General features: G+C 43.1%; 14 protein-coding genes. 7 read left to right on the forward strand and 7 right to left on the reverse strand.

Going from position 1 to position 13,033, the window contains the following annotated elements; all coding sequences use genetic code 11:
• Nucleotides 1–418: 418 nt before the first annotated feature.
• The 3 genes from thiI to pomA form a co-directional block, all read right to left on the reverse strand.
• A complete protein-coding gene (gene thiI, locus L4C54_RS05165; protein ID WP_428807320.1) occupies nucleotides 419–1,867 on the reverse strand; it encodes a tRNA uracil 4-sulfurtransferase ThiI in 1,449 nt (482 codons plus the stop codon).
• 194 nt (nucleotides 1,868–2,061) lie between these two features.
• Nucleotides 2,062–3,015, reverse strand: coding sequence for a flagellar motor protein MotB (locus L4C54_RS05170; protein ID WP_428803574.1), 954 nt, complete (start codon nucleotides 3,013–3,015; stop codon nucleotides 2,062–2,064).
• Between the two features lie 10 nt (nucleotides 3,016–3,025).
• Complete coding sequence (gene pomA, locus L4C54_RS05175; RefSeq protein ID WP_428803575.1) at nucleotides 3,026–3,790, reverse strand: flagellar motor protein PomA; 765 nt, start codon at nucleotides 3,788–3,790, stop codon at nucleotides 3,026–3,028.
• Between the two features lie 450 nt (nucleotides 3,791–4,240).
• Here pomA and xseB point away from each other — a divergent pair, with 450 nt between their 5' ends.
• Genes xseB through dxs form a run of 3 tightly spaced genes read left to right on the forward strand, consistent with a single transcriptional unit; the run spans nucleotide 4,241 to nucleotide 7,270 of the window.
• A complete protein-coding gene (gene xseB, locus L4C54_RS05180) occupies nucleotides 4,241–4,483 on the forward strand; it encodes an exodeoxyribonuclease VII small subunit (protein ID WP_428803576.1) in 243 nt (80 codons plus the stop codon).
• Nucleotides 4,484–4,498: 15 nt separating this feature from the next.
• A complete protein-coding gene (gene ispA / locus L4C54_RS05185) occupies nucleotides 4,499–5,383 on the forward strand; it encodes a (2E,6E)-farnesyl diphosphate synthase (protein ID WP_428807321.1) in 885 nt (294 codons plus the stop codon).
• A 21-nt stretch (nucleotides 5,384–5,404) separates the two neighbouring features.
• The gene (gene dxs, locus L4C54_RS05190; protein ID WP_428807322.1) at nucleotides 5,405–7,270 is read left to right on the forward strand and encodes a 1-deoxy-D-xylulose-5-phosphate synthase; all 1,866 of its coding nucleotides are present in this window, start codon (nucleotides 5,405–5,407) and stop codon (nucleotides 7,268–7,270) included.
• An 82-nt stretch (nucleotides 7,271–7,352) separates the two neighbouring features.
• Here dxs and L4C54_RS05195 read toward each other — a convergent pair whose 3' ends face one another.
• From L4C54_RS05195 to L4C54_RS05205, 3 genes are all read right to left on the reverse strand, one after another.
• On the reverse strand, nucleotides 7,353–8,402 hold the full coding sequence (locus L4C54_RS05195) for a serine hydrolase domain-containing protein (RefSeq protein ID WP_428807323.1): 1,050 nt from the start codon (nucleotides 8,400–8,402) through the stop codon (nucleotides 7,353–7,355).
• A gap of 101 nt (nucleotides 8,403–8,503) precedes the next feature.
• Nucleotides 8,504–9,226 carry a tRNA pseudouridine(65) synthase TruC gene (truC, locus tag L4C54_RS05200; protein ID WP_428807324.1) on the reverse strand — a complete coding sequence of 241 codons (723 nt, stop codon included), beginning with the start codon at nucleotides 9,224–9,226 and terminating at the stop codon, nucleotides 8,504–8,506.
• Nucleotides 9,226–9,540, reverse strand: coding sequence for a YqcC family protein (locus L4C54_RS05205; protein WP_428807325.1), 315 nt, complete (start codon nucleotides 9,538–9,540; stop codon nucleotides 9,226–9,228). The genes truC and L4C54_RS05205 overlap by 1 nt, the downstream gene beginning before the upstream one ends.
• Before the next feature lie 87 nt (nucleotides 9,541–9,627).
• Here L4C54_RS05205 and L4C54_RS05210 point away from each other — a divergent pair, with 87 nt between their 5' ends.
• A complete protein-coding gene (locus L4C54_RS05210) occupies nucleotides 9,628–10,668 on the forward strand; it encodes a DUF3549 family protein (protein ID WP_428807326.1) in 1,041 nt (346 codons plus the stop codon).
• A gap of 33 nt (nucleotides 10,669–10,701) precedes the next feature.
• A complete protein-coding gene (locus L4C54_RS05215) occupies nucleotides 10,702–11,001 on the forward strand; it encodes a DUF3301 domain-containing protein (protein ID WP_428807327.1) in 300 nt (99 codons plus the stop codon).
• On the opposite strand, the gene L4C54_RS05220 is transcribed toward L4C54_RS05215, so the two are convergent.
• Nucleotides 10,961–11,467, reverse strand: coding sequence for a GNAT family N-acetyltransferase (locus tag L4C54_RS05220; protein WP_428807328.1), 507 nt, complete (start codon nucleotides 11,465–11,467; stop codon nucleotides 10,961–10,963). The two genes, L4C54_RS05215 and L4C54_RS05220, sit on opposite strands and share 41 nt — an antisense overlap.
• A gap of 809 nt (nucleotides 11,468–12,276) precedes the next feature.
• On the opposite strand from L4C54_RS05220, the gene L4C54_RS05225 reads away from it, so the two are divergent.
• Both L4C54_RS05225 and L4C54_RS05230 read left to right on the forward strand, forming a co-directional pair.
• Complete coding sequence (locus L4C54_RS05225; protein WP_428807405.1) at nucleotides 12,277–12,567, forward strand: hypothetical protein; 291 nt, start codon at nucleotides 12,277–12,279, stop codon at nucleotides 12,565–12,567.
• Between the two features lie 16 nt (nucleotides 12,568–12,583).
• Entirely contained in the window at nucleotides 12,584–13,030 is a 447-nt protein-coding gene (locus L4C54_RS05230; RefSeq protein WP_428803658.1) for a YaiI/YqxD family protein, read from the forward strand.
• Nucleotides 13,031–13,033: the final 3 nt, after the last annotated feature.

A 13,033-nucleotide genomic window follows, 5' to 3' on the forward strand; every position in this document is an offset into this window, starting at 1 on the left:
AGCGGCCAGAGAAATTCTATATTTCATCCCGCAGCGCTAGCCTGAACGGCTTAATTCTCTCCAGAATTAATTGGTTAGTTGTTGCAATGTTGTGTTTGCAGACTCGATTTTCGAGTTAGGTAGATTTCTACCAATATTTTCCCTTGATATCCTAAAGGTAAAATCAACTTCCTGTATTTTTGACCTGTCTGTCAAATTATTTTGCACCGCCTTTATGGCGGTGTTTTTTTATCTATCCAACGATCATTTCAACTCATCTACACTTATGTTCCTTTACGAGCACAACAATCAATTATTTGACTAATCATCACTTCAAGAATTCATAGGTATAAAAAAACGCGAACCGTTTTCACGATTCACGCTCTCTATTATCTTTCAAAAGGCTTACGATTGATTCTATAGCCAATCAAACCAAAAGCTAAGGGCGATATACTTTTACGTTGTTAAAGCCTTGCTCTTGCAGATACAGCGCTTGTAAGCGGCTCATTACGCCTCGGTCACAATAAAGTAGGTACTCTTTATCTTGTGCCAAGTCGCCAAACTGTGTGCCTAGTTTGTAGAAAGGAATATGCTTCACTTCAACGCCATCAACCTCTAATGGATTACCATCTTCTTCATCAGGGCTACGGATATCCAGTACGATTGCGTGACTATCAGCTTGCTGAACATGCTCAACTTCAGGCGCAGCTTCTTCACTTTCTTTTGCGATGTCACGAATGTCCATCACACGCGCATTGGTCACCACACCATCGAGAATAGCAAAATCAAACTTCGCTTCCTCTTTTTCTAGTTTCGCTTTTACCGCTTTAACGGTTGGCTTCTTAGAAATCACGCCACAGTATTCAGGCATTGTTTTCGCAAAGTCTTCAGTTCCGATAGCACGAGCAACATCAATGATGTCTTCTTTATCCCAGTTTATCAGAGGGCGAAGAATCAAAGAATCTGTCACATTATCAATATGACGAAGATTCGTCAGCGTTTGGCTTGATACTTGACCCAGTGCTTCACCTGTTACCAGAGCTTGAATACCAAACTTCTCAGCAACTTGACCGGCTGCACGCATAAACATACGTTTTAGCACAACGCCCATCTGGCCATCGTCGACTTTTTCTAAAATCTCAGCGACAACAGGATCAAAATCAACAGAGATGAATTTCACTTTTGCTGACGAGCCGTACTTGTTCCACAAAAAGTGAGCAACTTGCTTAACGCCAATCTCGTGCGCAGGACCACCTAGATTAAAGAAGCAGTAATGCACTTTAGAGCCACGCTTGATGTGCAGGTAACTTGAAACACCTGAGTCAAACCCACCTGAAATAAGGCTTAACAAGTCTTCTTGAGTGCCTAGAGGGAAGCCACCTAAACCTTTATGACGTGATATAACTTGGTTTAACTTCTCGTTAGCAATTTCAACTTTGACCGTTACTTCTGGTTTAGTCAGTTTTACTTTCGCACTCTCAACCGCTTGGTTTAGACCGCCGCCAACGTAACGCTCAAGTTCTATAGAGGTAAAGTCATGCTTTCCACGGCGCTTCGCACGTACTGAAAAGGTCTTACCTTCGATATTGGGGCGATTTAACTCTAGCACTTGCTCGTAGATATCATGCAGGTCTTTAAACTCAGACTGCTGAACTTCAAGCGAGTGATGAATACCCGGTGTGTGCGTCAGTACTTCAAGCGTCTCTTTATAAAATTCATCGCTTTGCGCAGTCACTTCAATGTGGTCACGACGGTTAAAGACTGCAACAGACTCAGTGCGACTTTGTAAAACGTTGCGAATATTGCATTCTAGAATCCTTGTGAAGCGCTTACGCACCGAATCACTTTTTACAAAAATCTCTGGATGGGGCTTAACAATAAATTTCATACTTCACTTCACAGGTTGAACGCTTTCGCAACGTGGTTACCCTCTTTCAAATCTTCAATTAAGCAGATTGATCGAATAACCGCTCTATAAGGGCGCAAGATTATACACGAGGTAACAGACATAAAAAAGGTGAGCATCACACTCACCTTTTCAAAGCTATTGCTTTAAGACAAATTAATTAAACAAACCAAGCATTAAGGGTCTTGTGGTGCCGATGGAACCTCATCACTGTAGAGAGGCTCACCTTGCATAATACTTATCTCTACGCGTCGATTTCGAGAGCGTTGAGCTGCGGTATCATTATCGCCAAGAGGCGCAGTATCAGCCATCCCTCTTACTCTTAGGCGTTGATGAGAGAACCCACGTACTTTTTCCATCTCTTGAGCTACCGAAACAGCACGTTGTGATGAAAGATCCCAGTTAGAACGATACAGTTCAGAATCCAAACGTTGATCGTCGGTATGGCCTGAGATACGCACGATTCCGGGAACATCTTTGACCAATTCTGCAATTTGACGAACTAAAGGTCTAAACTTCGGTTGCAAGAAGGCAGAACCCTCAGGGAAAGCACCTTTTTCTCGAATCCGAATAACTATTTGCTGCCCAAGATTCTCAACTTCAATGGCCCCTTCTGCAATCTCTCGCTCTAAAGCTTTTTTAATCGCCTCTTCTAATATCTCTAGCTCTTTTGCTTGCGCCTGAGACTGTTGTTGCTGCTCTTGAGGATCGGTATTCTGATTATCTTTGGTCGATGTTTCCGGAGACTTACCACCAGTCTGCTTACCTTTATCTCGCTGATTACCACCCGCTCTGTCAGACTCGCCTTCATGGAACTCTAGGGTCTGCTGAGTAATATCAATGGTTTGCTGCATGATAACGTCAATGGGTGTTGGCTCTGGTCGCCCCGGTCTAAACTCCTGAGCGATGATACTGGTGCCTTTCGGGATATCTTTCACTTCTAGACGGTTTTGTACACCAAAAGCGAATTTCATCGAACCCGCAATTTGCTTAAATTTCAGTACATCCATCTCAGAAAATGAGAGCAGTAGTACAAAGAAACACATAAGTAGTGACATTAAATCAGCAAATGTTCCCATCCAGAGGGGGAGCCCCGGTGGTGGACATTTACAGCTTTCTTCATCATCCATACTGCGTTCCTTACTCGTTATCTACATCAAGAGCACGTTTACCTTCATGAAGGTAGTTCTTGAGGTAACTGTCGATAACTCGTGGATTTTGACCATCTTGAATGGCAAGCACGCCATCCATAATTAAACGACGATTTAGCTTCTCTTGTTCACGCCTCATTGACAATTTATCGGCAATTGGGAAAAACACCATGTTGGATAAAATCGCACCGTAAAGAGTAGTTAACAAGGCAACCGCCATCGCGGGTCCAATCGACTTAGGATCATCCATGTTTGAAAGCATCGCAACCAGACCAACCAATGTACCGATCATTCCCATTGCGGGCGATACATCACCAAAAGCTCTAAAAACACTGGCACCAAAATCGTGTCGTTCATCGGTTAAGGCAATATCTTTTTGCAGCGCAGCGCGAACAACATCCGCATCGTGACCATCTACTAATAAGTCTATGCCCTTTTGCATAAAACCATTAGTAATTTCCATCTCTTCTAGAGCAAGGAAGCCACCTTTACGAGCTGCATCGGCCATTTCAACCACTTTCGCAATCAAATCTTCTGGCTCGTCCGTTTTGAACATGAAAGCTTTACCGGCAATTTTCGCTGCACCGAAAAACTGTCCCACAGTGAACTTCATCAATACGACAAAGGTGGAACCACCGACAACAATCAAAACCGAGGTGACATCGACGAACATCATGATGCTTCCACCAAGAATCATCGCCATGATGACAAAGGCAAAACCACCGATGAGTCCTAACAGCGTTGCTAAATCCACAAAGCACTCCTCATGCTATTTTCAGCGAATATGAGATTGATACCAATCCAACAATACACAATGCGACTGATCAAATTGATGTTATTTAAGAATAAGAGAAATTGGTATTATTTCGCCAGTTAAATTAGTTATCGGCCCGATCATAAGATCTTTAACTAAATTATTGGAATTCCTTTCAAAGTATTTCGCCACACAGATCAATATATCAAGGTGAAAACGATGCATTTTTATCACAACAGCCGTTAAATGTATCAATATTGCGTCACAGTATTTTACTCACTTGATCAACATAAGCTTTAATAAACACAGCATACTGTCATTTAGGTATAGGAAAGAGACCGTTTTAGCTCCACTTTTCTAACAATTTCTTTTGGTTAAATTTGACCATCACCACGCCCTAAGGTAACTTTCGTCCATATTTCCAAACTAGACAGCTAAACTAGACAGATTATGGCGAGCAAAAAACCTGAAAATATGTCGTTCGAAGCGACCATTGACGAACTCGATACCTTAGTTGATCAGTTAGAAAATGGCGATTTAGCCCTTGATGACGCTTTGAAGAAATTTGAGCGTGGGATTGCCTTAGCTCGTTCTGGCCAGACAAAATTAAGCGATGCTGAACAACGCGTCAGTATCTTGCTGCAAAATGACGACGAAGCACCACTTAGCTCGTTTGAGTCTCCATCGGAATAATAGTGAAGATCCGTTATGATTGAAGCGTTAACCGCTTATCAACAACAGAATAACCGCGTTCTAAACGCATGGTTAGATCGCTTGCCACACCAAGAACAGACTCTCGTTGACGCTATGCGTTACGGGCTACTACTCGGTGGTAAACGCGCAAGACCATTTTTGGTTTACGCAACAGGGCAAATGCTCGGTTGTGTGCAAAATGAATTAGACACCCCGGCTGCGGCTATCGAATGTATTCACGCCTATTCATTGATTCACGATGATCTTCCTGCAATGGATGACGATGAACTACGTCGGGGGCAACTGACTTGCCACATTAAATTCGACGAAGCGACTGCTATTTTAACCGGAGATGCTCTGCAAACTCTGGCATTTTCTATTCTCGCTGAAGGTGAATTAGCGGCAGAAGCGGAAGTGATGCGAATCAAAATGGTTCAATCATTAGCTCAGGCGTCTGGCGCACAAGGCATGTGTATTGGGCAGTCTCTGGATTTAGAAGCAGAAAACCGACAAGTGACTCTAGAAGAACTTGAAGAAGTTCACCGTAATAAAACCGGTGCATTAATCAAATGTGCAGTCCGCTTAGGGGCATTAGCCGCTGGCGAAAAAGGTCTTCAGGTTCAGCCTCAGCTCGATAAATTCGCAGATGCTATTGGTCTTGCCTTCCAAGTTCAAGATGACATATTAGATGTTATTGGCGACACGGAAACACTTGGAAAACCACAAGGCTCTGACCAAGAATTAAATAAAAGCACCTATCCTTCTTTACTAGGATTAGACGGTGCGATAAATAAAGCTCACACTCTATTGAATGAAGCCCTTCAAGCACTCGAAGCGATTCCATACAATACAAAATCACTTGAAGAGTTCGCCCGATACGTCATCGAACGCAAGAACTAAACATAATAAGCACGCAATACTATGACTCTTGATATTTCAAAATATCCAACATTATCACTGGCAGATATGCCAGATGAACTACGTAGCCTTCCACGCGAAACACTGCCAAAGCTGTGTGATGAGCTTCGTACTTACCTATTGAACTCAGTGAGCCAATCTAGTGGCCATTTAGCATCAGGCCTTGGTACTGTTGAGTTAACGGTTGCATTGCACTATGTCTACAACACTCCATTTGATCAGCTGATCTGGGATGTTGGCCATCAAGCTTATCCGCATAAGATTCTTACCGGTCGTCGTGATCAGCTTTCAACTATCCGCCAAAAAGATGGACTACACCCATTCCCTTGGCGTGAAGAGAGTGAGTTCGACACGCTTTCAGTCGGTCACTCTTCAACCTCTATCAGCGCCGCCTTAGGGATGGCAATTAGTGCAGAAAAAGAGAACAAAGGCCGTAAAGTCGTTAGTGTTATTGGTGATGGTGCCATTACCGCAGGCATGGCTTTTGAAGCGATGAACCACGCAGGTGATGTTCATTCCGATATGCTTGTTGTACTAAATGACAATGAAATGTCGATCTCCGAGAACGTTGGCGCTCTTAATAACCATCTCGCTCAAGTTCTATCTGGTAGCCTTTACACCTCTATTCGTGAAGGTGGCAAGAAGGTGCTTTCTGGTGTTCCGCCAATCAAAGAGCTTGTTCGTCGTACTGAAGAACACCTAAAAGGAATGGTGGTTCCTGGCACGCTGTTTGAAGAGCTTGGCTTTAATTATATTGGCCCAGTTGATGGACATGACGTTAACGAGCTAATCAAAACACTGAAAAACATGCGTGGACTTAAAGGCCCGCAGTTCCTGCACATAATGACCAAAAAAGGCAAAGGCTATGAGCCTGCTGAAAAAGATCCAATTGGCTATCATGGTGTGCCTAAGTTCGACCCTAGTCACTCAAGCTTGCCTAAGAGCAACAGTTCAAAACCAACATTCTCTAAGATATTTGGTGACTTCCTGTGTGATATGGCCGCGCAAGACCCTAAATTGATGGCGATTACGCCAGCAATGAGAGAAGGTTCTGGTATGGTGCGCTTTGCTAAAGAGTATCCGGAACAGTTCTTTGATGTAGCCATCGCAGAGCAACATGCTGTAACTCTTGCGACAGGAATGGCGATTGCGGGTGATAAGCCGATTGTGGCTATCTACTCCACATTCTTACAACGCGGTTATGATCAACTGATTCACGATGTCGCAATCATGGATCTTCCAGTCATGTTTGCCATTGACCGTGCTGGACTGGTCGGTGCCGACGGTCAAACTCACCAAGGTGCATTTGATTTAAGCTTTATGCGTTGTATCCCTAATATGACTATCATGACGCCAGGTGACGAAAATGAATGTCGTCAAATGCTATACACCGGTCATCAACATACGGGTCCAAGTGCTGTGCGCTACCCTCGTGGCAGTGGCATGGGGAGCGATATTCAATCTGAATTTACTACGCTTGAAATAGGCAAAGGCCGCATGCTCCGTCAAGGTGAGAAAGTAGCGATTCTAAACTTCGGAACCTTTCTACCTGAAGCGTTAGTAGCTGCAGACAAACTCAATGCAACAGTTGCTGATATGCGTTTTGTTAAGCCTCTTGATGAAGCTTTGATCACCGAACTAGCAGCAAATCATGACGTGCTCGTTACTCTTGAAGAAAATGCTATTGCCGGTGGTGCTGGTGCTGGTGTAATTGAATACATGATGAGCGAGAAAATCATCAAGCCAGTATTAAACCTTGGTATTCCTGATAAGTTTATTCCACAGGGTTCACAGCAAGAACTCTATGCTGATCTTGGGTTAGATGCAGATGGCATTGAGAAATCGATCGGCAATTACTTAGAAAAGTAATCAGCACCGCTAGGCCAATTTGAAAACGGAGCTTTGTGCTCCGTTTTTTGTTTTATAGCCCTTTGGTTTCAGTAAAGAAGGGCTACAGTACCGACGCTAATTTAGATAAGTATTTCAATGTTGGGCCGCCCACATCATAATTCCCTCCAGTGGCAATAATCACTGATTTTTTAGATGGAATGATGATGACATATTGCTCTCCAATACCAATAGCGGCATAGGAATTAGGGATCAAACTAGGCTGCCAAAAGTGCATACCATAACTACTTGGATACAAGCCAAATACTGGCGATTCCACGCGGCTTATCCATTGATCAGAAAATATCGTATGACCATCCCACTTACCTTGATTTAGATATAACTGACCAAATTTCAATAAATCTCTAGACGTCAAACGAAGTCCCCAGTCCGCACCAGCAACATTACTGCCATGTTGGCTCATCCACTCATATTGTGTTATGCCCAGTGGATCAAACAGCTTTTTTTTCATTAATTTATTAAAAGCTTCCCCGTCATACACTCTCTCTACAATCCTAGATAACATCACTGTAGAAAAACCACTATAAGAAAACTTGCTACCGGGATCGAAAACTACATTAAGGTTAAACATCAATTGATCGAGGTCTTTTGCTAAATAGTGACGATTAAAATGATTAGCCGTTGTTTGGTAGCTTTCAGAAATGAGCTCATTCAGTGGAAACCCCGATGACATATTGAGTAAATCACCGATCGTAATCGTCATTTTTTTCTCAAGGTCTAACTCTTGGTACTCAGGATAAAATGAAAATGCAGCTTGATCTAATCCAGCTATCTTTCCTTCGTCGATGGCAATAAAAACCAGCGTAGCGACAAACGATTTCGTCACTGAATGGAGATTATGAAGTTCATCAACGCCAACCTTTAGCGCCGGCGTTTTATAGTCACGCTCTCTGCCCGGTGCGGTTCTATATAGCTCAACCAGTGTCTGACCGTCTTGCCAAATTATCAAGCTATGAAGATTATTGGCTTTATTCGCATCAAGATCCTCCACTACATGTTTAAATGGTTCGGATAGAGACTCAATATGAATATCTGCGGGTTCACAGCCGGAAAGAAAAAGAACAAAAATCAGATAGAGATAAGTTTTTCGCATGTGCTTAACCCCTTATTTTTCATGAGTTAAACACAAATATTATAGCTTCTTGTGGCAGAATGATTAGCTTGCGATCAGTGGCGCACTTTTATACAGAGAATTTATCTTCCAACTTCCCAACCAAACTTAGACATCAGCCCTTGCCAAGTTTCATCAAATCTCGCTTTGAGCACTAACTCTTTTTTTGTAAATGGGTGAATAAAGCTCAACTCAGAAGCGTGTAGCATCAATTGATACGCATCATAGTTTTCTCTAAACAGTCGATTGTGTTTCCCATCACCATGGCTCGTGTCACCTACAATTGGATGCCTAAGGTGAGCCATGTGGCGACGCAGCTGATGTTTTCGTCCTGTTTGTGGCTTCATCTCCATTAAGCAGTAGCGGCTTGTGGGGAACTTCCCAGTAGAGAATGGTACTTCTACTTTTGCAATTGGCTGGTAGCCAGTGACCGCTTCTTGAGGCTCTTTGTCTTTCGCTGCAAATTTATCGGCTATTTTATCGAGTTCAACTTTAAGCGGGTAATCTAAAACGCCACCTTCTTCTATCCAACCACGAACGATAGCGTGATAAGTCTTTTCCATCTCGTGATTCGCAAACATCGGCATCACCTGCGAAGCCACTTCACTTGATAACGCAAAGACTAAAACGCCGGAAGTCGGTCTGTCTAAGCGGTGCAGTGGGAATACATGCTGACCAATTTGGTCGCGCAATGTTTGCATCACAAACTGTGTTTCGTGTTTATCTAACCAACTTCTGTGCACCAACATTCCGGCGGGCTTATTAACCGCAACCAAATACTCATCTTGAAAGATTACCTCTAACATTACTGGCACACCTTATCTATTTTTTGTGTCACTCGAATAATGGCTTGAAATTGTGGTTTGTCTTGCCACGCTTGCTCAAAATAAGGCGCAATGGAGAAGCCCTTTGGCAATGCACTACCTTTCTGCATCAGCATTTTTATTTTAGGGATAAAAATCCACTGTAACCACTGCTCAGGCTCAAGTGTATCTAAGGCAAAAGGTTGCTGACTTTCTAACGCTGTTTGACTCGGCATTTCACCTTGCCAAAGCTGTTTTTCCGAAAGCTCTCGCTGTAACTCGTCAAGCAACAGAAGAAGTTGTGCAGATTGGGTCATTAATCACTCTGAATTTTACGTTGGGACCTTGAAATTACGAGCTAGGATACCATGTAATAAGCAAAGAAACTTAAGGTCAATTTTTCCATGGAACTTATTCATACACTTACCGAGCTACTTGAAAATAGTGGCTGCGAATACAAGATTTTTGATCTAGGTCGCCGAATCAAAACAATAGAGAACACGACTTTCTCTCGTGTAGAAAAAGGGCAACAACCCTACCCTTACCCACTACAACGAAAAGCACATTTAGCGATCGCGTATTGGAATGAAAAGCAACAACCGTGGATCTGGTTTTTAAAGTTTGAACTCGATGAACGAGGATTGCTCAAGCAAGCGGAAATCGGTAATTTCTTAAAGTTTGTATTAGAGGCTATGGGTTCTAGAATCAGCCAAGATATGAGTGAAGAACAACAAGAGAAGCTTGCAAATAATCCATATACCTATAAGCCAAGTGAAGACAAAATGGCGGTATTTAATAGTCAGATTCGTTCTGATTTGGATCTTCCTAGTAGCCAATATTATGAGCACGCTCAGCACTACTTCACCGGTGATATTGGTTGGGACCACTGGCAGACTGTTGGGCTTCAAGGCATCACCGATCTTTGTGCCCGTCTCGGTCAGTCACAAAATGCAACCATGGTTCGTAAGGCTTTGCGTCATCTACCCAATGAACCGCTTTACGCTCTACTAGGCGCACTTGAGCACACAGATATATCAGACAAACTTGCAACGCACATTGTCGATCTAACGACAAAGCAACTTGAGAAAGATGAGCCCGACCTGTTTTTACTCTCTGCTCTATGCCGAGCACTATCAGGCGCAGATCGTTCCATTTCATTACCCGTGGTTGAAGCGGTTTTAGCAAGCCCTCGCTTAAGCCATCAAGAAGTTCTGATCGGCATTGCGGGTCGCTCATGGCATTTACTGGCTGAACCAAAAGTCGCTGAGCTGTTTTTACTAAGACTGGCACAGACGGGTAATCAGGATCTGTTTAATCAACTATTTTCAGACTTAGTCATGCTACCGGAACTGCGTCTAGTGATCTTGCCGCTGTTACACTCAAACCCATCAAAAGAATTGGCTAACGCGCTGCTTCTATTACAAAAATCAGCTCGTTCTTCATGATTTTGATTGATTAGCTCTGCGAAAGGATAGCGTATGATTGGTGATTTGATGGCTATTGTCGGCCTAAGTTTAGTTTGCTTCATTTTTTGGCAGCAACGAAGACAGGGCGAACTAGCGAAAGTGGCAATTGAGAGAAAATGCAAACAGCTCGATTTACAGTTAGTGTCTGTCGCTTTAGGTCAACATAAGGTTAGAACACCTAAAGGAGATTGGCGTTGGTATACTGTCTATCACTTTGAGTTTTCATCACTCGGAGACGATTGTTACCAAGGAGAGTTAATGATGAGTGGCTTTAGGCCAATGAACTTTCACCTGCCACCACATCGGCTGTAAGCTCATACTCATAATATGGCCCATGAAAGTCTTGGTTTTCGCCTGTACGTTGGAAACCAAGCATTTCGAGTAATTTGATCGAGGCGACATGATGAGTATTGGCGGTTGCTATCACTTTTTTCAGGGACAACTCTCTATACGCTTTAGGGATAAATGCCTTTAAAGCCTCACTTGCCAATCCCTTTCCCCAATACGCCTTATCTAAAATAAAGCCAAGCTCTGGAGTTGAATCTAATTGAGAAATAAAGATATGGCCGATGTATTCGCGATTGTAATTATCTAAAACCGCCATACAGTACATAGACGAATCATTTAAAACTCTTTCAAATAACTCTCTTGCGGATGAAACAGTATGTGGACCGTTCATTTCCTCACGATTCTTCACACAGCAATTCAACATCAGAAATTCTGACTGCAAAGATTCGCTGTAGGGAAGTAACATTAATCGTCGAGTTACTATGGTCATATCTATTCCTTGATAACGACTATTCGAGGTGTTCGTGTAACGCCATATTTGAAGAAGCGAAAAATAAACCAACTACCAATAGGGAGCATTGATCTAGGTTTGTTTTTAGCATTGTTATTGAGTTTTCTGTCAAAGGAAAGAGCCTATCTGCAAAAAAGAAAAACCCCGACACTTGCGTATCGGGGTTATAGTCTTACTCGCAGCAGTCCGGCTACTCGTTAGTGCTCCATGCATCATCCATAATAGTGGCTGAATCCATCAGCATTTCCATACGTCGCCGTCCTAGCGGTGTCCTAATCATCCTGATCGCTAACTATCCTCGTCAGCACTCATCACTTGTTCCTTGAGCGGTGTCCTTTGCATCATCCTGATGCTGTCCTAGCCTCTTCCTAGAGGTGTCCATTGTCGTTCCTTCGCAGTTACCATCCTAGCAACTGTTGTATCCGTACAATGTCCTTCGCTTCCTGCTGACCGCTATCCTAGCCGTCACATCTTCATCCTGAAGATAACCAAGTCCTTGGTTGTATCCTATTCCGTGTCAAACTCCTTCCGACAAGTTCTAATTTACGCGATTTCTATTTTTAGACAATATACCCAAATATTAATTATTTTTTCCCTCACGACAAAAAAAACACAATCGATTTAAAATCAACAACTTAAATAAAACACATCGCATATATGCAGAGTCAAAATGCTGTTATCTCACGCGCTTTGTAAGAGATCTCTCACATGGCAGCGCCTATTTTGAGATTCGCCAAAATTGAGAATAAAAAGTATGATGCCCGCAGAGAGTTAGGAAGGAGAAAATGATGTTAACTCAAAATGTCACCGATGAGCTGACCAAGGTTTTATCGAGCCTTACTCAAGAAGGAAAAGAACCGACTGTTGCGTTAGTCAAAGCACGCCTGAGTACTTCAGTCCCTATGCCTGCGCTGATCACCGCGATTAAAAGCTGGAAAGCGTCGAATCGAGTACCAAAGGTCGAAGTCGCAACTGCCGCCACTTCAGAGCTAGATAAAATAACAAATCTAGAGCAGCAAGTTTCACAGCTTCTCAAACGTGTTGAATCTTTAGAAGCTAAATTAAACGAGCTAAATTAAACGAGAAAGAATAATGATGAAGATTTGGGTTGATGCAGACGCGTGTCCAAAAGTGATCCGCGAAACTATCGTACGCGCAGCTGAACGAACAGGCGTTGAGTGTACTTTCGTTGCCAACCACGTAGTACCCGTACCTAAGCGTGCCAATATACACTCTATTCAAGTGCCTGCAGGTTTCGATATTGCTGACAATGAAATTGTACGTCGAACCAACGCTGGGGACTTAGTCATTACCTCTGACATCCCGCTTGCCGATGAAGTGATCACTAAAGGTGCTTTAGCACTGAATACTCGTGGTGAACTCTATACGACGGAGACCATCAAAGCTCGCCTGAATATGCGTGATTTTATGGATACACTGCGTTCAAGCGGTGTTCAGACTGGCGGACCTGCGACACTATCTCAAACAGACCGACGTGAGTTTGCGAATCACTTAGACCGTATTCTAGCCAAACGCCGCTAAGCC

It is taken from the genome of Vibrio lamellibrachiae (assembly GCF_050337265.1).
GTDB classification, from domain to species: domain Bacteria; phylum Pseudomonadota; class Gammaproteobacteria; order Enterobacterales; family Vibrionaceae; genus Vibrio; species Vibrio kyushuensis.